The 19,569-nt window shown below is 60.7% G+C and carries 20 protein-coding genes and 1 riboswitch; of the genes, 16 read left to right on the top strand and 4 right to left on the bottom strand.

The genetic code is table 11. The annotated features are described in order from the left end of the window. The first annotated feature begins 63 nt into the window (after positions 1–63). Together P8L30_11585 and P8L30_11580 are read left to right on the top strand one after the other, a co-directional pair. Positions 64–582 (top strand): hypothetical protein, encoded by a 519-nt coding sequence (locus P8L30_11585; protein ID MDG2240834.1) that lies wholly within the window; start codon positions 64–66, stop codon positions 580–582. Then, a complete protein-coding gene (locus P8L30_11580; protein ID MDG2240833.1) occupies positions 569–2,041 on the top strand; it encodes a pyridoxal-dependent decarboxylase in 1,473 nt (490 codons plus the stop codon). The genes P8L30_11585 and P8L30_11580 overlap by 14 nt, the downstream gene beginning before the upstream one ends. Before the next feature lie 33 nt (positions 2,042–2,074). Here P8L30_11580 and P8L30_11575 read toward each other — a convergent pair whose 3' ends face one another. The 3 genes from P8L30_11575 to P8L30_11565 are packed head-to-tail and all read right to left on the bottom strand — an operon-like array spanning position 2,075 to position 4,922. Then, a complete protein-coding gene (locus P8L30_11575) occupies positions 2,075–3,457 on the bottom strand; it encodes an NAD(P)(+) transhydrogenase (Re/Si-specific) subunit beta (protein ID MDG2240832.1) in 1,383 nt (460 codons plus the stop codon). Positions 3,458–3,463: 6 nt separating this feature from the next. Beyond that, entirely contained in the window at positions 3,464–3,742 is a 279-nt protein-coding gene (locus tag P8L30_11570) for an NAD(P) transhydrogenase subunit alpha (GenBank protein MDG2240831.1), read from the bottom strand. A gap of 49 nt (positions 3,743–3,791) precedes the next feature. After that, entirely contained in the window at positions 3,792–4,922 is a 1,131-nt protein-coding gene (locus P8L30_11565; GenBank protein ID MDG2240830.1) for a Re/Si-specific NAD(P)(+) transhydrogenase subunit alpha, read from the bottom strand. Between the two features lie 151 nt (positions 4,923–5,073). On the opposite strand from P8L30_11565, the gene P8L30_11560 reads away from it, so the two are divergent. The 6 genes from P8L30_11560 to P8L30_11535 all read left to right on the top strand — a co-directional run bounded on the left by P8L30_11560 (position 5,074) and on the right by P8L30_11535 (position 12,782). Then, on the top strand, positions 5,074–6,606 hold the full coding sequence (locus P8L30_11560) for a YifB family Mg chelatase-like AAA ATPase (protein ID MDG2240829.1): 1,533 nt from the start codon (positions 5,074–5,076) through the stop codon (positions 6,604–6,606). Positions 6,607–6,652: 46 nt separating this feature from the next. Continuing rightward, a complete protein-coding gene (gene yedA / locus P8L30_11555) occupies positions 6,653–7,639 on the top strand; it encodes a drug/metabolite exporter YedA (GenBank protein ID MDG2240828.1) in 987 nt (328 codons plus the stop codon). Between the two features lie 200 nt (positions 7,640–7,839). Then, the gene (thpR, locus tag P8L30_11550; GenBank protein ID MDG2240827.1) at positions 7,840–8,397 is read left to right on the top strand and encodes an RNA 2',3'-cyclic phosphodiesterase; all 558 of its coding nucleotides are present in this window, start codon (positions 7,840–7,842) and stop codon (positions 8,395–8,397) included. A gap of 16 nt (positions 8,398–8,413) precedes the next feature. After that, positions 8,414–9,085 (top strand): hypothetical protein, encoded by a 672-nt coding sequence (locus P8L30_11545; protein MDG2240826.1) that lies wholly within the window; start codon positions 8,414–8,416, stop codon positions 9,083–9,085. Next, positions 9,085–10,446, top strand: coding sequence for a sigma-54 dependent transcriptional regulator (locus tag P8L30_11540; protein MDG2240825.1), 1,362 nt, complete (start codon positions 9,085–9,087; stop codon positions 10,444–10,446). The genes P8L30_11545 and P8L30_11540 overlap by 1 nt, the downstream gene beginning before the upstream one ends. Before the next feature lie 6 nt (positions 10,447–10,452). Beyond that, a riboswitch (cobalamin riboswitch) is annotated at positions 10,453–10,671 on the top strand. A gap of 161 nt (positions 10,672–10,832) precedes the next feature. Then, positions 10,833–12,782: a TonB-dependent receptor gene (locus tag P8L30_11535; GenBank protein ID MDG2240824.1), complete on the top strand. Its 1,950-nt coding sequence runs from the start codon at positions 10,833–10,835 to the stop codon at positions 12,780–12,782. A 27-nt stretch (positions 12,783–12,809) separates the two neighbouring features. On the opposite strand, the gene P8L30_11530 is transcribed toward P8L30_11535, so the two are convergent. Then, positions 12,810–13,034 carry a hypothetical protein gene (locus tag P8L30_11530; protein ID MDG2240823.1) on the bottom strand — a complete coding sequence of 75 codons (225 nt, stop codon included), beginning with the start codon at positions 13,032–13,034 and terminating at the stop codon, positions 12,810–12,812. A gap of 533 nt (positions 13,035–13,567) precedes the next feature. On the opposite strand from P8L30_11530, the gene lepB reads away from it, so the two are divergent. The 8 genes from lepB to frr all read left to right on the top strand — a co-directional run bounded on the left by lepB (position 13,568) and on the right by frr (position 19,569). Next, the gene (gene lepB, locus P8L30_11525) at positions 13,568–14,371 is read left to right on the top strand and encodes a signal peptidase I (GenBank protein ID MDG2240822.1); all 804 of its coding nucleotides are present in this window, start codon (positions 13,568–13,570) and stop codon (positions 14,369–14,371) included. Positions 14,372–14,489: 118 nt separating this feature from the next. After that, positions 14,490–15,341 carry a sigma-70 family RNA polymerase sigma factor gene (locus P8L30_11520; protein ID MDG2240821.1) on the top strand — a complete coding sequence of 284 codons (852 nt, stop codon included), beginning with the start codon at positions 14,490–14,492 and terminating at the stop codon, positions 15,339–15,341. A 189-nt stretch (positions 15,342–15,530) separates the two neighbouring features. Beyond that, positions 15,531–15,962, top strand: coding sequence for a 50S ribosomal protein L13 (gene rplM, locus P8L30_11515; protein ID MDG2240820.1), 432 nt, complete (start codon positions 15,531–15,533; stop codon positions 15,960–15,962). A gap of 16 nt (positions 15,963–15,978) precedes the next feature. Continuing rightward, complete coding sequence (gene rpsI / locus P8L30_11510) at positions 15,979–16,377, top strand: 30S ribosomal protein S9 (protein MDG2240819.1); 399 nt, start codon at positions 15,979–15,981, stop codon at positions 16,375–16,377. A gap of 80 nt (positions 16,378–16,457) precedes the next feature. Further along, positions 16,458–17,465 carry a 30S ribosomal protein S2 gene (gene rpsB / locus P8L30_11505; protein ID MDG2240818.1) on the top strand — a complete coding sequence of 336 codons (1,008 nt, stop codon included), beginning with the start codon at positions 16,458–16,460 and terminating at the stop codon, positions 17,463–17,465. A gap of 135 nt (positions 17,466–17,600) precedes the next feature. Next, entirely contained in the window at positions 17,601–18,206 is a 606-nt protein-coding gene (gene tsf / locus P8L30_11500; protein ID MDG2240817.1) for a translation elongation factor Ts, read from the top strand. 49 nt (positions 18,207–18,255) lie between these two features. Then, complete coding sequence (gene pyrH, locus P8L30_11495) at positions 18,256–18,981, top strand: UMP kinase (protein ID MDG2240816.1); 726 nt, start codon at positions 18,256–18,258, stop codon at positions 18,979–18,981. A 36-nt stretch (positions 18,982–19,017) separates the two neighbouring features. Next, positions 19,018–19,569 (top strand): ribosome recycling factor, encoded by a 552-nt coding sequence (gene frr / locus P8L30_11490; protein MDG2240815.1) that lies wholly within the window; start codon positions 19,018–19,020, stop codon positions 19,567–19,569.

The following is a 19,569-nucleotide window of genomic DNA, read 5'->3' as shown; positions in this document are numbered from 1 at the left end:
GCGGCACCGGTCGAATTGACTCGTTGGCTGCGCATGCGGCTGCCGTCGATCAGCAGCCGGTGGATGTCCCGCCTGGAGGCTCGCGAGTCCATCGGAGGCTCGGACTGGCACGATGTTGTTCGCAGTTTCGTGGACGTGATCTCTTCGATGCTGGTTCCGGTGCTCGGACCATTGCGGCGTGAGGTTGAGCCCCTTTGGGTGCGCATCGCCGAGTTGTTTGGGCATACCGCTGCTGGACGCGGTCTCGCAGCAGGCGAAGTAATCGAAGAGCTCCAGATCTTGCGTGAGTTGGTCATTCGGGATCTTTACAGAGATCCACCGGGCTCAGGTGTCGCCCCTCTCTCCCTACGGGATGTTCTGTTGTTGAACCGCGCAGTCGATCGGATCGTGACGCACGGAAGCGTGGGACATACGGACGCTTTGTTCTTTCAGTTGTTCGACGACGGGGATCGAGAGCGCGAACCGGAAGCCGTCCGGACGGCCGAAGCAGTGCTCGCTCAGATCACGTCGCTCCGGGACGAACTGAAGGGCGTCCTCGCACTTGGGGCTGACCCGTCGTTCGCGGGTGATGCTGAGCACTGAGGAGACTGCGGTGCCACACGATGATCTCAAATTGGGTGACATGCCGCCGGAGCAGTTTCGGGCCTACGCCCACGAGGTTGCGGACTGGATGGCCGACTACCTCTCCGACGTCGAGGACCTTCCTGTTCTGTCGTCAGTCGAACCCGGGTACCTGCACGAAGCGCTTCCAGCTTCACCACCTGAGGTAGGCGAGTCGTTAGATGCGGCGCTTTCTGATTTCCGAGAGTTGATCGTGCCCGGAATCACACACTGGAACCATCCGGGCTTCATGGCCTTCTTCTCCATCACCGGTTCGGGACCGGGGGTGCTTGGGGAGATGCTGGCGGCTGTGCTGAACGTGAACGCGATGGTCTGGCGCAGCTCTCCAGCGGCGACAGAGCTAGAGGAGGTCACCACCGACTGGCTGCGCCAGTTGATGGGACTTCCCGATGGTTTCGACGGGGTCATCAATGACACTGCATCTTCATCCTCCTTGTATGCCTTGGCCGCGGCACGCGAAGTCGCGTATCCCGGCGCCCACGAGGCCGGACTTTTTGGCCAGCCGGTGGGCCGTGTGTATGCCTCGGACCAGACCCATTCTTCAGTCGAGAAGAGCGTCCTGACGCTCGGCTTCGGGAAAGATGGATACCGGAAGATCCGTTCTGACGAACACTTCCGAATGAGTGTGTCCGAACTACGAGCGGCCATCGAAGAGGACCTCGCCGCAGGGGTTGTGCCTGTGGCCGTAGTGGCGACGCTGGGCACGACGTCTACTTCTTCCATTGATCCGGTTGCAGAGATCGCGGACATCGCTGAGGAGTTCGGTCTTTGGCTGCACGTCGATGCCGCATACGGCGGGCCGGCTGCGATCGTCCCGGAACTCAGGCCCCTCCTAGATGGATGGGAGAGGGCAGACTCCATTGTCGTGAATCCGCACAAGTGGCTTTTCACTCCGGTGGATTGCTCCGTGCTCTACTGCAGTAGACCTGAAGTGTTGGTGCAAGCCTTCTCGATCGTGCCTGAGTATCTCCGGGCCCCAGATGACTCGGCGCCGCGCAGTTTGATGGACTATGGTGTCTCGCTAGGCAGGCGCTTCCGGTCCTTGAAGCTCTGGTTCGTCCTGCGTTATTTCGGTCGGCAGGGGCTCATCGCCCGGCTGCGTGCTCACGTGGCGATTACGCAGGATTTGGTCGCGCGGATCGACGACTCGCCTCGCTGGCAGCGCGTTGCACCCGCTCCATTGTCCACGGTTGCATTCCGGTACGAAGATCCCGTACTCGACGGTCGCGAGAACGATGCCCTAAACCTGGCGATTCTCGACGCCGTGAATCAGGACGGGGCGGTCTTCCTCTCCCACACGGAATTGGCAGGGCGCGTGGCGTTGCGCGTCGCGGTCGGCAATCTGCGGACTACGGGTGCTCACGTCGCGGAGGCGTGGCGCCTTCTGGAAGAGGCCGCCACAGAGCTGTCGCGGGACTGACCCGATGACCTCGGACCAGCCCCGCGCTATGCCCTAGGGGAGGTCGCGAACCTCTCGCACCAGCTCAGACATCTGTTCCTTCGCGTCGCCGAAGAACATGAGCGTGTTGTCCATGTAGAACAGATCGTTGTCGATCCCAGCGAAGCCAGGGGACAGCGAACGCTTCATCACGATGACTCGGCGTGCCTTGTCTACGTTGAGGATCGGCATGCCGGCGATGATTGACTCTGGATCACGTGCTGCCGGATTCACGACGTCGTTCGCCCCGACGATCAGGACCACATCCGTGTTGGAGAAGTCGTCGTTGACCTCCTCCAGATCGTACAGCTTGTCATAGCTGACGTCGGCTTCTGCGAGGAGCACGTTCATGTGACCTGGCATGCGTCCCGCGACAGGGTGGACAGCGTACTTCACATCCACACCGCGCTCCTCAAGCAGGTCCCCGACCTTCCGGAGTTCGTGCTGTGCCTGTGCGACCGCGAGGCCGTAGCCCGGCACCACCACCAGTGAGTTCACATACCCGAGTTCTAACGCAACCGCTTCCGCGTCAGCCCGCTTCACCGGCCGCTTGCCGATCTGTGACCGATCCACATTGGCCGATCCACCGAAGCCGCCGAACGCAACGTTGGCGAGAGAACGGTTCATGCCTTTGCACATCAACTGCGTGAGGATCAGGCCCGAGGCGCCGACCAACGCGCCCGAGATGATCAAAACCATGTTGCCTATAACGAATCCCGCTGCGCTAGCGGCGAGGCCCGAATAAGAGTTCAGAAGTGATATGACCACGGGCATGTCCGCGCCGCCGATCGGGATCACGAGCAACACCCCCATCAGCATGGCCAGCCCGCAGAACACGTAGAACATCGTGAGCGGATCTTGTCCGCCGAACGCACCCAAGGTCATGGCTCCGACCGCGAGTACCCCGAGGAAAAGGAGCGCGTTTAAAATGTTCTGGCCGGGGAAAGTGATCGGATCCCCGGTCATGAGCCCCTGCAGTTTGGCGAAGGCAAGGAAGGAGCCTGTGAACGTCACGCCACCAATCGCGGTGCCGATCAGGATGGTGACCCCCGTCGTGCCCACCCCGATGGTCGGTGTGCCTAGGAACTCCGCGACCGCTACAAGGGCCGAGGCCGCACCACCGAAGCCGTTGAAGATCCCGACCAGCTGTGGCATGTCGGTCATCTCGACTCGCCGGGCGGTAATCCCACCGACGAGCCCGCCGATCGCGACCCCGATGAGGATGCCGTTCCAAGTGAGAATCTCTGTGTCCACGACCGTGGCGACGATCGCCAAGAACATCGCGAACGCTGCGATCGCGTTACCTGCCCGCGCGGTTGCGGGGGACTGAAGACGTTTTAGGCCAACGACAAAGAGTGTGGCTGACAGGAGGTAGATTACCTCGACCATAGTATCCATGGTAGCCTACCTCTTCCTGAACATGGCGAGCATACGGTCGGTGACCATGAAGCCCCCGATCACGTTGACCGTCGCCATTGCGATGGCGGCGATGCCCAAGACGGTCTGCAGCGTGCCATCTGCATTCGCCGCAACCACGATGGCACCGACAATGGCGATCCCCGAGACCGCGTTGGCGCCGGACATCAGGGGCGTATGAAGGGTGGGTGGCACCTTCGTGATCACCTCGCGGCCTGCGAGGGTCGCGAGTACGAACACGTACAGACCAATCATCAAATCGCCCATGGGGTCTCCCGAGAGGCTGCTGTAGGGGTGTGCTGTGTCGTGAGGGCTCTCAACCGATGCTGCCCATTGCATCACGGACACGCTCATTTCGGATTTCGCCGGCGTGCGTGACGGTCGACGGCCCGACGACGTCGTTCTCAAAGTCGAGCGCGAGCTTGCCCTCTTCGTCGATGAACTCAGAGATGAGCGTCACGATGTTCTTCGAGTACATCTGGCTTGCATGGACCGGGAGCAATGTGGCGATGTTCGCGGGTCCGAGAACCTGCACACCGTGGGCAACAACGGTTTCACCGCTCCTAGTAAGTGCGCAGTTCCCTCCGCTTTCCGACGCGAGGTCGACGATCACAGAGCCGGCCTTCATGGACTTGACCATGTCCTCCGTGATCAACAGCGGAGCGTCACGTCCGGGGATCTGAGCCGTCGTGATGACGATGTCCGACTCCACGATGGCTCCCGCGATCAAGTCGAGTTCCTTTTGATGTTGATCCGCGGAGAGCTCCTTGGCGTAACCACCCTCGCCCTCGGCCACCACTTCCTCTTCAGACTCGAGGAATTTGGCGCCAAGGCTCTCCACTTGCTCCTTCACAGCCGGCCGGACGTCGAACGCTTCGACGATGGCACCCAGGCGTCGCGCCGTCGCGATAGCCTGAAGACCTGCCACGCCGGCGCCCAGAATGAGGGCCCTTCCTGGTCGGATCGTTCCAGCCGCGGTCGTGAACATGGGCAGGAACTTCGGTAGGTGGTCGGCCGCCATGAGCACGGCCTTGTAGCCGGCGACGGTCGCCTGGGAAGACAGAGCGTCCATGGATTGGGCTCGGGTGATCCGTGGCACCATCTCCATCGAGATCCCGGTGATCTTCCCGCTCGCCATACCACGAACCAAGTCAGAATCTCCTAGCGGATTCATGAACGACACGAGGATCGTGCCCTCCGCGATTCCGGTGAGCGCGGGTGCGTTGACGCCGAGAACGATCTGAGCGCCGCTCGCGGCGTCCGATGCATTGCCCGCGATCGTCGCTCCGGCCTCTATATATTCGGAGTCGGACGCGGCGGACGAATCGCCCGCTCCACTCTCGACGACGACTTCAAGGCCGTTCTTGACGAGTGTCCGGACGCCCATCGGAACTAGGGCGACCCTCCGTTCGTCAGTGCGTGTTTCCTTTAGGACAGCGACCTTCATTAAGGCTCTCCGGATAGGTTCTGGAGGGGTAAGGCACCTCGTGACGCCCACATCCTAGGGGTCCGCTGTTGACCGCACAAGCGGCCGATGTGGAGGGATGTAGGACCCATCGAAACATCGCGCATTGCGGCCTTCGTCACGAGCCTTCGCGATGCTTACCAATGTCCGAACAGCAGCGGTTCACGGGGTCGAACCGTTCGTAGTGAATGTGGAGGTGAACATGACCTCAGGGCTCCCATCTTTCATGGTGGTGGGCCTGCCTCAAGGCGCTGTCCGGGAGGGCCGAGAACGTGTGGCCACGGCACTCTCCAACAGTGGGTGGCCGCTCCCGCCCAAGCGGGTCACGGTCAACCTAGCCCCGGCCGATGTCAGGAAAGACGGCACAGCGTTCGACCTCGCCATCGCCGTGGGTCTCCTTGCTGCTTCGGGTGTGCTCGCCCCAGAGGTGCTGTCGGGATGGGCGTTTCTCGGCGAACTCGGCCTGGACGGGGGACTCCGGCCCGTTCGCGGGGCCCTTCCGGCAGCCTCGGCTCTGGCAGCCGCGGGCGTGTCGGATCTATTTGTGCCGAGGGACAACGCAGCTGAGGCTGGGGTGGTCCATGGCCTGAGTGTATATGGTGCCGTTTCGCTGCTCGATGTGGTTCATCACCTGAGGGGCGGCACGCGCCTGGCATGCGTGCAGACGGATCTGACACCGCTCCTCTCCGGCCCTTTGAAGGATGGCCCTGACTTCTCGGAGGTTCGGGGTCAGGGGGCCGCCAAACGCGTTCTCGAGGTAGCGGCCGCCGGCTCACACAACGCCCTGCTGATTGGTCCGCCAGGTTCCGGGAAGACGATGTTGGCGCGAAGGTTGCCGGGCATTCTCCCCTCCTTGACCGTTGAGGAGGCGCTCGAGGCTACTCGCGTGCACTCGGTGGCCGGACGGATGGGGAAGGGGGGCTCGCTCATTACAAGGCGCCCCTTCAGGGCTCCCCATCACACGGTGAGCGACGCCGGGCTGGTCGGCGGCGGGGTGCCCATTCGTCCCGGCGAAGTGAGCCTCGCACATCACGGTGTCCTGTTCCTCGACGAGCTCGCAGAGTTCAAGCGGAACGTTCTCGATGTGCTTCGGCAGCCGTTGGAGGAGGGCGTTATTCATCTGTCTCGAGCTATGGGATCGGTCCGTTTCCCCGCTCAAATTCTGTTGCTGGCAGCAATGAACCCTTGTCCGTGTGGGTATTGGGGAGACGGCACGGACCGCTGCGTGTGTGACCCGTCCCAGGTGCGGCGATACCTGGGGAGAGTGTCCGGTCCCCTGCTGGACAGAATTGACCTTCACGTGCAGGTGCCGCCGGTCGCCTTCCAACATTTGACGAAGACCGGTGATGGGGATTCGACTCACGACATACGTGAACGAGTCGTCGAGGCTCGGGCCCTCCAGGCTAGGCGGTTCGAGGGGACGCCCGGAGTCTTCGCGAATGGGCACATGACCGTGAGGGAGCTCAGGCAGTGGTGCCATCCGTCTAGGGACGTCGCCCGGCTCCTTCAACGAGCGGTGGACGGATTGGGACTATCAGCCCGTTCGTATCATCGAGTATTGAAGGTTGCGAGGACGGTCGCGGACCTGGGCGGGAGTGAGACCATTAAGCAGCATCATGTCGCAGAGGCCCTGCAGTATCGGTATCTGGATCGGGTTGTGCAGTAGGCCGGACTGGGATTGAACGGAAGGCTGTCCAACGTGAGCTTTGCGGATGTCTCCTCCCGACCGTGCCGAGACCGGTGTGCCCGCGTCGAAGGACGTCCCCCGGCTGGCCTCCGTTTTGCTCGCCTTCGCGGCGGTCTATCTCATTTGGGGGTCGACGTATCTTGCGATCCGCTGGGCCATCGAGACGATGCCGCCTCTGCTCATGGCGGCTGCCCGCTTTCTGGTGGCGGGCGCACTCCTATATGCGTGGCAGCTGGCGAAGGGTGTCCCGATACCGACGAGGGCTCAGTGGAAGGCCGCGGCGATCGGTGGTGCTTTTCTGCTTGTTGGGGGAAACGGGGCTGTGGTTATTGCCCAACAGTGGGTACCGTCTGGAATCGCGGCCCTCGTGGTCGCTTCGGTTCCGCTGTGGATGGTGCTGATGGATTGGTTCTTCGGATCCCGTGTCGCCCCAAGCGTGCGAGCTTGGGCTGGCCTGGCGATCGGATTCGTAGGGGTCGCGCTGCTCGCGGGATCGCCCGGCGTTGGCGCCGGAGGGAGCGAGGAACTCATTGGGGCACTTTTCCTGCTTGTCGCGGCAATGTCTTGGGCAGCCGGTTCGATCTATACGCGATATGCACAGGGGCTTCCGGAGCCGCTGTCTCTCGTGTCCATGCAGATGCTTACTGGGGGCACGATCCTCCTCATGTTATCCCTTGCGTTCGGGGACCTCGCTCGATTGGACGTGGCGAGTATTTCAATGAAGTCGTCCCTTGCGTTGATGTACCTGATCCTCTTCGGAGCACTCGTTGGGTATGGGTCCTACATCTGGTTGCTACGGGTGGTGACGCCAGCAAGGGTAGCGACCTACGCGTATGTCAATCCGGTTGTTGCGATGCTTCTTGGGTGGGCCTTGGCGGACGAGCCACTCACCCTTCGCTCACTGGCTGCGGCAGCGATCATCTTGGGAGCGGTCGTCTTGATTACGACGGAGTCATGGGGCTCGCGCGGGACAGGCGGCCGGCGGCGCGCGGGTCCGGCGGGGAAGATATGATGACAATTGAGATCTTCGGCACACCTGCGTGCCCAAGGCAAATCACGCCGACACGAGGGGACCTGCTTGACCGTGAGTGGGGTGTTATGACCGGGTGGGGGCTACAATGTGGTCCCAATGCCTAAGGTAGATCCCGCGTGCGAGGCTGTAGTCGCTGTGGTACGCTCCGCTCTATCCATAGACTTGCACTCCGAGAAGATATGCGCCTGTTCATTGGTTTGAATCTCCCTAAGAAGGAGCGCCAGTGGATTCGTCGCAGGGCGAAGGCCCTTCGCGAGAGGGAACTGCCTGTGCGCTGGGTCGACATCGACAGCTATCATGTCACGCTGAAATTTTTGGGAGACGTGCGGTCGGATCGACTCGCGGGAATCGAAGAGGCGATCACCAAGGTTGGGCAAGCGACCAAGACCTTTTCGATTCGCCTGAGTGGTTTCGGGGCATTCCCCACGATCCGCCGCCCCAGGCTCATCTGGCTCGGTGTCGGCGCGAGCCCCGAACTCCGGTGTCTGAAACAAGATCTCGAATGGGCGCTCGGTGACCACGGGTTCGAAGCTGAAACACGTGCCTTCCATCCGCATATTACATTGGGGCGGGCCGACGAACGCGGAGCGGGAGAGTTTAGAGGACTTGATGAGGTCATGGCAGGCCTAGAGTTCAGCGGGGACGTAAAGGTCCGAACGATCGACTTGATGCGCAGCCAGATGTCCAAGGATGGCGCGCGGTATTCAGTGCTTTCAAGAGCCAAACTCGCCACCTGACGCGACGGGATATTCATTGATCAAGAAGCTGCTCACGATAGTCGTCCTTGTAGGCGTGGCCTACGCAGGATTCCGGTGGGGCCCGGTGTTCTTCCCCGCCATGGAGCGCGTGCTCGGGGTCGGTCCGCCTGCGGCGGTCGAAGAAGAGCTGGGACCGACTCCCGAAATGGCCGAGGCGACACTCGATTTGTTCGAAGAGTTTCGGGCAGGAGAGATCGGTGACCGACTCGCCTTGGGAGGAACAGAGTTGTCCTCTATCCTGCGGTATGCGATGCCTGGAATTATCCCTCCAGGTGTCTCTCAGCCGACGGTCGACCTCGAAGACGGGAAGGTCCACGTCTCTGCCCGCGTCGCAGTGGACGCGTTTCCGCGCCTCCCGCGCCTGGATCAGATCTTGGGTCTCCTGCCCGATACGATATTGATCGAAATGCGTGGATCCTTAATCTCAGTGGACCAGGGTGTGCTGGCGCTCCAGATCGACCGGGTCCAGGCGGCGAATATTCCCATTCCCTCTCGTATGGTGGCAGGGGTCCTGGACGGCCTGGGCCGTCAGGGACCCGCGAGCCTGCCTGAGGATGCTCTCATAGTCCCGATGCCAGACGGACTCGAGTCGATTTTCGTCCAGCGAGACAGCCTTGTTCTGCTGGCGAAGAACGACGACGAGTCTGCCCAAGGCGAAGGCAACTAATGGCGCGGCTTCTGGTCGTCGACGACGAAAAAGGCATCCGCGAAGCGCTCGTCCAGGTTTTCGAGTATGAAGGACATGAGGTGAGGGCGGCCGAGGACGGTCCGGATGGGCTGCTGGCTGCGGCAGCCTACCATCCTGATGTGATCTTCCTCGACGTGAAGATGCCCGGCATGGATGGACTGGACGTGTTGGCCCGCTTGGGCGACGAAGCCCCAGGTGCGGTCGTAGTGATGATCTCCGGGCACGGTACGATTGAGACAGCGATCGACGCGACGCGTCGTGGGGCCTACGACTTTCTGGAGAAGCCGCTCGACACTGACCGGCTCCTTGTGACGCTCCGCCGGGCGCTAGAACTAAAAGGACTCACCGAGAACATTGCTGATCTCCGGAGCCAGGTTGAAAGCCGGTACGAGATCGTCGGCGTTTCCTATCAAATCAGGCAGGTGCTCGACCGTGTGGAGAAGGTGTCTCCCACCGAAGCGCGCGTGTTGGTCACCGGAGAGAATGGGACCGGGAAGGAGCTCGTGGCGCGAGCCGTCCATCGGTTGTCTCCAAGAGCAGACGAGGCCTTCATCGAGGTCAACTGTGCTGCCATCCCCACCGAGTTGATCGAGTCCGCGCTGTTCGGGCACATGAAGGGTTCCTTCACCGGAGCTGTGGCCGACCGGGCGGGGAAGTTCGAGCTCGCGGACGGCGGAACTCTCTTTCTTGATGAGATCGGGGATATGTCCCTTGATGCTCAGGCGAAAGTTCTCAGAGTCCTCGAGGAAGGCGTTCTGACCAGGGTTGGAGGATCGAAAGCGATCCAGGTCGACGTGCGGGTCGTGGCTGCCACGAACAAGGACCTGGAGAAGGCGATTGAAGACGGGACCTTCCGAGAGGACCTCTTCTACCGGCTGAACGTGGTTCCCATTCGGGTGCCTCCTTTGCGAGGACGTAGGGAGGACATCCCCATGCTTATCACTCACTTCACCGAGAAGATGGCGAACCGAGAAGGGGCGGCACCACGCCCGTTTAGCGCCGATGCGATCGACCGACTCAGCTCGCTCTCCTGGCCAGGTAATGTCCGTGAACTGCGGAACACCGTAGAGCGGTTGGTCATCCTGTGCAGCGGGGATGAGGTGCGTGCTGAGGACGTCGACTTACTCGCCTCCGGGCGCACTGGGGGCCCCGCCTCAGGTGGAGAGCTTATGGGGTACGAGACGTTCGCCGACTTCAAGGAACATGCGGAGCGCGCATACATCGTGCACAAGTTGCATGAGAATGATTGGAACGTCGCTGAGACGTCGCGACGCATCGACATGCCGCGGTCCAACCTCTACAAAAAGATCGAAAAGTACGGACTCGTGAGGGACAGCTAGCCGCCGTTTTTTGCGCGCGCTGTCCGTGCCCGTTAGGGTAAAGCCACAATCGATGTAACGGGTGGGCCATCAAGGAAGCCGGTGTGATTCCGGCGCGGCCCCGCCACTGTGAGAGGTCCGAGTTTATCTCGGAACGTACACTCGGATAGCCACTGGAGGATGATCCTCTGGGAAGGCGAGTGAATCGGCCTCGAGCCAGGAGACCTGGACCACCCGTCCATGCCAATATCTCCGTGGGGGGATGGGCGGGTGTTTCGGCACATGCCCCGTCCTTTCGTCGGAGAAGGACGGGGAATTTTATGCACCAGATAGGTTCCAGTACGGATCTCGGCGAGGGACCGAGACGGCAGGAGGCCGGAACGAAGAGGTCCCGACCGGGGGCAGTCGTGCTTGCCGGGCTCCTCATCGGGGTGGGACTATTGCCTGTGGCAGCTTCGGCCCAGGAAGAGGTCTTCCCTCTTGATGGGCTCATCGTCACCGCGAGCCCCACTCCTCGTGCTGTGGGCGCTGTCGCCACGAACGTGACCGTGATTGACGGAGCGGATGTGCGTGCGCGCGGGCTAACGACGGTGGGAGACGCACTCCGCGGTAGCGCCGGGGTCGCGATTGTCCAGAACGGATCGTTCGGAGCCACCACCTCGGTCTTCATGAGAGGGGGGGAGAGCGACTATGTCTTGGTCTTGGTTGACGGCGTTCAGGTCAACCAGCCCGGGGGCTCCTTCGATTTTTCGTCACTCACCCTGACCAACGTCGCGCGGATCGAGATCGTTCGGGGGCCATCCAGTGCACTGCATGGATCTGACGCGGTTGCTGGAGTGATTCATGTGATCACGGAGTCGGGCGGAGGTGCGACGCGAGGAAGCGTATCAAGTCGGTTCGGTTCTTATGGACGGCGCGATTGGTCCGCTAGCATGGCCGGTGGTGGAGCCCGAGCGGGGTATTCGTTGTCCGTGACGCGCTTGGATACAGACGGCATTCTCGCTTTCAACAATCAGCACACGAATACCGTACTCAATGGGCGGGCGCGCTTCGCACCGAGCGTCGCCTCAGAGGCGGATATCTCGTTCCGGATCGGAGATCGGTCGTTCCATTTTCCTACGGACGGCTCCGGGAATGTAGTAGACAGGAATGCACGTTCCTTCGGAGATGAAGCGTTGGTTGGGGTCAAGGTTGTCCACACGCTGACGCCGCGCCTTTCCGTCGAGGCCCGAGCTGCCGTTTCCGACACGGATGGAGGCTCGGAGGATGCCCAAGACGATGCCGCGGACTCCATTGGGTTCTTCGGGTTTGCGAGCTTCAATCATATTCGCCGTGCTTCGATGGATGCTCGTGCGCATTGGCAAACTGATCAGTTGACTCTCACGGGCGGGTGGGAGTTCGAAGAAGAGCGCCAGCGGTCGTTCACGGAGTCGTTGAGCCAGTGGGGGAATTCGACCGGACGAAGCGAGAACTCGCGGCTCAATCGTGCGTATTTTGTCCATGCGACAGGGGGGAATGGTGAAGTCGCCTTCAACCTCGGTGGACGCATCGAAGACAACGAGCACTTCGGCACGTTTCGGACGTGGCAGCTGGGTGCCACATGGGTCGTCCCAAGCGCTCCTGGTCTTCGCGTTCGAGTATCTGCAGGCCGGGCCATGAAAGAGCCCACCTTCTTCGAAATATTTGCGACTGGCTTCGCGATCGGGAATCCGGCGTTGCAGCCCGAGATCGCGACGTCCTGGGAAGTCGGCGCAGATGGGTCGCTGTTTGGGGGGCGGATCCACGTCCGCGGCACCTGGTTCGATCAGTCGTTTCGCAACTTGATTCAGTACACGCTCGCACCCGCGGCGCCCGGTGATCCGAACTACTTCAACGTTGCCGCCGCCACGGGGCGTGGTGCGGAATTGGAGGCGAGGGTCAAGGGCGGAAGACTAACCGGTGGGATCTCGTGGACCTTGCTCGCTTCCGAAGTGACGGACTCGGGCTTCGATCAAGGGCCAGCCGCCGCCTTCGTAGTAGGTGAGCCACTGCTCCGCCGGCCGCGTCATACCGTTCATGCCAGTGCAAATGCACGGGTGGGTGGGCGGCTCAACGTGTTCGCCGACGTGTCTGTCGTGGGCGTGAGAGCAGATCGTGACTTCTCGAGTTTTCCGGCGACCCCCGTGGTGCTGCGCCGATACTCCGATGTTGGAATCGGAGCCTCGGTCGACGTGCTCCCGGCACAAGTGGGGCGGCCCGGTCTTGTGTTGACTGTCCGCGTCGATAATGTGCTCGACCGCGAGATACAGCAGGTCTTCGGATTCGATGCGCCCGGTCGCGGGGTGTATCTCGGCGGCTCCCTCGCGTTCGGGCGCTGATCCAGTGACGGTGAGCCCCCGGTCCGGCTACCGGATGATGCGAGTACCGTCCGCGAGGCTGTGGAGGACCTCCATCGTCAGGTAGTCCTGGGGGCTGAGCGAGGTCGCGGTGTTCGTGTGATTTATGACGTCGCGTTCAGAATCGCTTCGCATCAGGATCTCTAACGTGTGGCCCATCTCGTGTGCGGCGGTGAGCCTGACCTGTTGTGGGTCGATGACTTGGTTTTGTCGATACGTGCTATGCGTGGCCAACTGAAGTTCTACGACCTCCAGCCCAGTGTCCGGCGGCGACTGTGTTCTTGCGAGTCCGATTTGTCGGCCTCGCAGTGAGTAGGACCATCGAACTGAGAAGTGTGCCTCCCGATGGCCGCGTTCATCGACCGAGACGGGAAAGGGCTGCCCGTTCCATGCTCAGATTCCGGCAGCCGCAGCGTTCTCTAGCCGTCGCGTGTCCCCAGCGGATTCGGAGGTGGGCAGGGGGACATGGTTGATCGAAGCCTGAGCGGAGGTAGCCCGCGCGTACGCAAGCTTCCTCGGCCTGAACCGTGGGCACCGTGAAGCCGCCCCCGAGTGCTTGGCCTACTCCGCGGCGAGCAGACGCTCCGTCTAGGGGGGGCCGCACATCACGGCAAGAAAGGACATCGGGTTGAACGGGCGACCGCTGGAAGGCATGTGGGTTTTTGGTGAAGGCGAATTTCAGGCAGGACGGCCCTCGTCCAAGACTAGGTGGCGACGTCGGGGTCGGAAACTTTCAAGACGGGGAACGAGCCTCTGCGACATCGTGTATGTTGACATCGCTGCGGCGGGTCACTGATGGATCCAAGAGTGAGGATGGCGTGCGCGGGGTATCGGATCGAGATCGAGGCATTGTCACGGAACTCCTAGTTGACCAGGACCGTGTAGCGAACGGAGTCATGGCCGGCGTGCGCGAATGGACCAAGTCCCTCGTCGTCGCTTTTTTGATATTCTTAGTGATTCGTGCCTTTGTGGTCGAGGCTTTCCAGATTCCGACGTCGTCCATGGAGAACACCCTCCTCGTCGGTGATTTCCTGTTGGTGAATAAGTCCGTTTATGGGACACGAATCCCAGGGACGGACTACCGACTCCCCGCGTTCGCAGAGCCGACGCGTGGCGATGTCGTAGTCTTCAACCCGCCGCACGAGCCGAACAAGAACTATGTAAAGCGGCTCATCGGGCAGCCGGGTGATACCCTCGAGATGCGGGACAAAAACGTCTTCCTCAACGGGTCCCCACTGTACGAACCCTACGTTCAGTTCATCGACCGGCGTGGCGACATGGAGCACCGGGACATGAGGTGGCAGTCGAACCATCTCATCGCCTCTGCGTCGTCCAGGTACCGTCCCACCCGGGATAACTGGGGGCCCATCGTCGTGCCCCGAGAACGCTTTTTTGTTCTGGGTGACAATCGGGATAACAGCGAAGATTCGAGATATTGGGGCTTCGTCCGGCGCGATGCGATCCGGGGGCAGCCGTGGTTCGTGTATTACTCGTTCGATCCGAGTGAGGAGGAGCCCGCGCCTTGGCTTCGGTACATTCGTTGGCGTCGAGTCGGTCGGGCGATCCGGTAATTGCTGCATCCCAGTAGGCCTGACCCGGGCGAGTCCGGTTGCGTAGTCGCCTCGCGGTGCCGATTCTTCGCCGTCCGCCACGGATTTCATATGCCTCCGACAACGCTCCCCAGCTAGAATGACCTTCTCCGCCAAACGCGGGGCTTTCAAGGAAGGCTCGCTGGATCAGTACCTGAAGGAGATCAGCAGATATCCGCTGATTGATAGGGCTGAGGAAGCGCGCCTGGCCAAGCTGATCCGTAGGGGTCAGGAAGAGGGGTTGGACAAGTTGGTGCGGTCCAACCTGCGCTTCGTGGTATCTGTCGCGAAGAAGTACCAGAACCAGGGAGTGCCACTCTCTGATGTGATCAATGAGGGTAATCTCGGCCTCATTCGCGCGGCGCATAAATTCGATGAAACCAAGGGCATCAAGTTCATCAGTTATGCCGTCTGGTGGATTCGACAAGCGATCCTGCAGGCCCTCGCAGAACAGAGTCGGATTGTCCGGGTGCCGTTGAATCGGGCGGGCGCGCTTCATCGAATAGGGCGACGCAGCTCCACGCTCTTACAGGAGCTCGGACGTGAGCCGACGGTGGAGGAGCTCGCTGACGACCTCGATATCACGCAGGACGAAGTGGAGCGGACCCTCGCCATATCCCAGTCCCACCTGTCTCTCGACGCCCCTATGACCCCTGGGGAAGACAACCGGCTGCTGGACTACCTCCCAGACCAGTATGCTCCTGGACCGGAGGACGCGGCATACGAACAGGCACTCAAGCATACGATCGAAGAGGCGTTGCACTCGTTGAAGGAACGCGAGGCCAAAATCTTGCGTCTCTACTTCGGTCTCGACGGTCAGGAACCGATGACTCTCGAGGAGATCGGGACCATTCTAGGCGTCACTCGAGAGCGGATCCGCCAGATCAAAGAAAAGGCCCTGGTGCGACTTCGTCACGCGTCCCGGGCGCGCTTCCTGGAGACCTACCGCTAGCTCGAAAGAACGTTCGGCGGGGGCAGGCAGAGGAGGCCGGCATAGCGCGGGTTTGGCGTGCGATGAGGCAGTCTGGGAAAGACTCCGAAGAGCCCTGTCACATAAGGCCGATCGCCCGTTGACACCCCTGAAGGCCTCGGATATCATTTAAGGCTCTGTTCTAGAACCGCGCTTTATTGAGTAGTGGGAATGCGAACGTATACACCGAAGGCCAACGAGATTGAGCATCATTGGTGGCTCGTCGACGCGGCAGATAAGCCGTTGGGACGCCTCGCCACCGAGATCGCTACGATCCTTCGCGGCAAACACAAGCCGATGTACACGCCCCATCTCGACACGGGTGATTATGTTGTCGTCATCAATGCCGAGAAAGTGGCGCTTACCGGAAACAAAGCCGACCAGAAGACGTACTTCCGCCATTCTGGCTACATGGGTGGTGAAAAGCACATTCCCTTCCGGCGCATGATCGCGTCGCACCCCGAGCGCGTTATTGAGCTTGCGGTGAAGGGCATGATTCCGAAGAACGCCCTGGGTCGTGCAATGAGATTGAAACTGAAGGTTTACGCGGGCGCGGATCATCCGCATCAGGGCCAAGCGCCCGAGCCCCTGACATTCGAATAGGAATTCGAGCGAAATAATGTCCGAGAACCAGGACCAGATCCAGACCGTAGGACGCCGTAAGACGTCCGTCGCACGTGTGATGCTCCGCCCAGGCAAAGGCGAGTGGAGGGTGAACGGTCGCACGATGGCAGACTACTTCCCCCGCCCGACGCATCAGATTCGTATCGAGGAACCACTCAAGCTTACGGAACTCGACGGGCAGTTCGACGTCACGATCCGTGTGCACGGCGGTGGCCTGACGGGCCAGTCCGATGCGGTTCGTATGGGCCTTGCCCGTGCGATCGTCGTGCACGACGAAGAGTTGCGTCCCGTCCTGCGAGGGAAGGGCATGCTGACGCGTGACGCGCGTCAGGTAGAACGGAAGAAGCCTGGTAGGCCCAAGGCACGTAAGCGGTTCCAATTCTCCAAGCGTTAAGAGTTGTTTTACCCGGTTGGCGCCAGCCTTCCGGTATCCTGATCGGGGCGTAATCAGCCCCACTAAAAAGAGAATCCAGAATGTCTGAAGTAGGCCTCAGTCAACTATTGGAGGCCGGAGTTCACTTCGGCCACCAGACACGCCGTTGGAATCCGAAGATGAAGCCGTTCATCTTCACGGAACGAAACGGCATCCATATCATCGACCTCCGCAAGACGCTGGATCGGCTCACGGTCGCTCAGCAGGCTGTGCGTGAAGTCGTCCTCCGTGGTGACCGAATTCTCTTCGTCTGCACGAAGAAGCAGCTCCGGTCCATCGTTGAGCAGGAAGCACTGGCGTCTAACTCCTTCTTCGTCACGGAGCGTTGGCTGGGAGGCATGCTGACCAACTTCCAGACCATCCGGAAGCAGATTCGTCGGCTCAAAGAGCTCGAGCGTGGCCAGGAAGAGAACGTGTACGAGTTCTACACGAAGAAAGAGCGCCTCATGCTCGACCGCGAGCGGATCAAGCTCGACAAGTATCTGTCCGGCGTGAAGGACATGGGTCGACTCCCGGGTGCTGTGTTCATTGTCGACGCGAAACGCGAGACGATCGCGGTGAAGGAAGCGGCGAAGCTTGGCATCCCGATCATCGCAATAACGGATACCAACGCGGACCCTGATCTCGTCGACTATCCCATTCCGGGTAACGACGACGCAATGCGATCGGTTGGACTGATCGCGAACGCGATAGCGAACACGATCGATACCGCCCGCCTCGAAGTTCCGGATGAGGAGCGGCGCCGTGTCGATGCGATGGAAGCCACGACGTACTCCACTGAAACCGGTGAGAAGACGACCGAGAAGCCGGAGCCGCAGCGTCGCCGTCCGCGCCGCAAGCGTCGCCCCCAGCCTGAGGTTATCGGGGTAGTTCTTGGAGAAGACGGTAAGCCTGTCGAAGGTGCTGCAGAGGGCGCCGAGTCCGCAGTTCCTGCCGATGCTGAAACTCCGGCAGAGGGTGAAGCTCCGGAGGCACTCGTCGAAGAGGCCGCGGCAGCCGAGGCTACACCGGCACCGGAAACGAACGAAGAAGAGAAGTCTGAGGGGTAGTCACCCTCGTTACCGAGCCTTTGTGCTCGGTCTGTCCCCGGTTTAGGTCGGGGTCGGAGAGAGGCGGCAGACGAACCGGCGCTCCCGGTCCGCTCCGCCTCTTTGCGCAGCCAAGAACGATCAACGAGGATGACAATGAGTGAAGTCACAATGATCAGTGCGAAGGACGTAAAGATGCTCCGCGACATGACAGGCGCGGGGATGATGGATTGCAAGAGAGCCCTCACGGAGACCGACGGTGACATCGAGAAAGCCGTCGATCTGCTCCGTGCCAAGGGTGCTTCGAAGGCCGCGAAGCGTGCCGAAAAGTCCACCGATGAGGGGACGATCGGGAGCTATGTGCACTTCGACAATAGGACTGCGGTCATCGTCGAGCTCAACTGTGAGACCGACTTTGTCGCCAACACGGACGACTTTAAGGCTCTCGCCAAGGACATCGCTCTGCACGTTGCGTCCATGGCGCCTATTGCGGTTTCGAGTGATGACATCGCGCAAGACGTCATCGACCGTGAACGTGCGGTTTACCTCGAGCAGGTGAAGGAAGAGGGGAAGCCGGAGCACATTGCGGAGAAGATCGTTGAGGGTAAGCTCAACAAGTTCTTCAAGGAGAGCACGCTAATGGCGCAGCCCTTCGTGAAGGATTCGGACAAGACCATTGAGCAGTTGATTACCGAACTGTCTGCTCGCACCGGTGAGAAGATGCAGGTAGCGCGTTTCTACCGTATCAAGATCGGCGGATAACGTCACAGTGCGTCAACGGCCTGGACATAGGCCGTACCAAAGGAATCGCATGAGCGAAAGCGGCCCGGGTCTCAAGTATAAGAGAGTACTTCTCAAGCTTTCGGGTGAGGCTTTGGCCGGCGACCGAGGGTTTGGAATCGAGCCCTCGGTGGTTGACCGTCTCACGGATGAGATTCGGTCGATCGTCGAGATGGGTGTTTCACTCGGCGTGGTGATTGGCGGTGGAAACATCGTCCGAGGTGCGATGGCCTCAAAGGAAGGGATGGATCGGGTCCAGGCGGACTATATGGGCATGCTCTCGACGGTCATCAATGCACTGGCCGTCCAGGACCTGTTGGAGCACAAGGGCGTCGAGACGCGAGTGATGACCGCGATCCGCATGGAAGAAATTGCGGAACCCTATATCCGGCGACGGGCCATGCGTCACATCGAAAAGGGCCGTGTCGTGCTCTTTGCGGGGGGCACCGGGAATCCCTACTTCTCGACCGACACAGCCGCGGTCCTCCGCGCGATCGAAATGGACTCAGACGTCGTGATCAAGGCGACGAAAGTCCAGGGCGTCTATACGGCGGATCCTGTGAAGGACCCCGGCGCTGAGTTCATTCCGTCGATCTCGTTTCAAGAGGTTATGCAGCGGGAACTTGCAGTGATGGACGCTGCTGCCGTCTCGCTCTGCAAAGAGAACGGCTTGCCCATTATCGTTCTCAACCTTGAGAATCGTGGGGCTGTTGGGAATGCAATCCGTGGTGAGCGTATCGGAACGCTTGTATCGTAACAAAGTCGAATCTGTTCAGAGATACCGGAGGTAGTGATGCCGACCGTTGAGGAAGCCAGAAGTCCTATGGATGCTGCTCTCGACTCTCTCCGTCGTGAGTTCGCCACCGTTCGGACAGGAAAAGCGAGCCCAGCCCTCCTCGACACGATCCGTGTCGAGGTGTATGGCTCGAAGATGCCCATCAATCAGGTCGCGACGGTGTCGACACCCGAGGCGAGTTTGCTGATGGTGCAGCCGTTCGACAAATCCATCCTCCCGGACATCGAGCGCGCCATCATGATCGGGGATCTTGGCTTGAATCCTGCAAACGATGGAAATGTGATCCGAATCCCCATTCCGCCCCTCAATGAGGAGCGACGCAGAGAATACGTGAAGATCCTCCACAAGATGGCGGAAGATGCGAAGGTGTCGGTGCGGCACGCGCGCCGACTCGTACGCGAGGCATTGCACCAACTCGTGAAGGATCACGAGTTGAGTGAGGACGACGGTCGACGTCGCGAGGACTCGATCGAGAAGGTCACGCATGAGTACTCGAACAAAATTGACGAGTTACTCAAGCACAAAGAAGAAGAGGTCATGGCCATTTAG

This window comes from Longimicrobiales bacterium, from assembly GCA_029245345.1.
Classification (GTDB): domain Bacteria; phylum Gemmatimonadota; class Gemmatimonadetes; order Longimicrobiales; family Gaopeijiaceae; genus CALFPJ01.
Note: the sequence above shows the minus strand (reverse complement) of the source record. Positions and strands in the feature narration are given on the sequence as shown.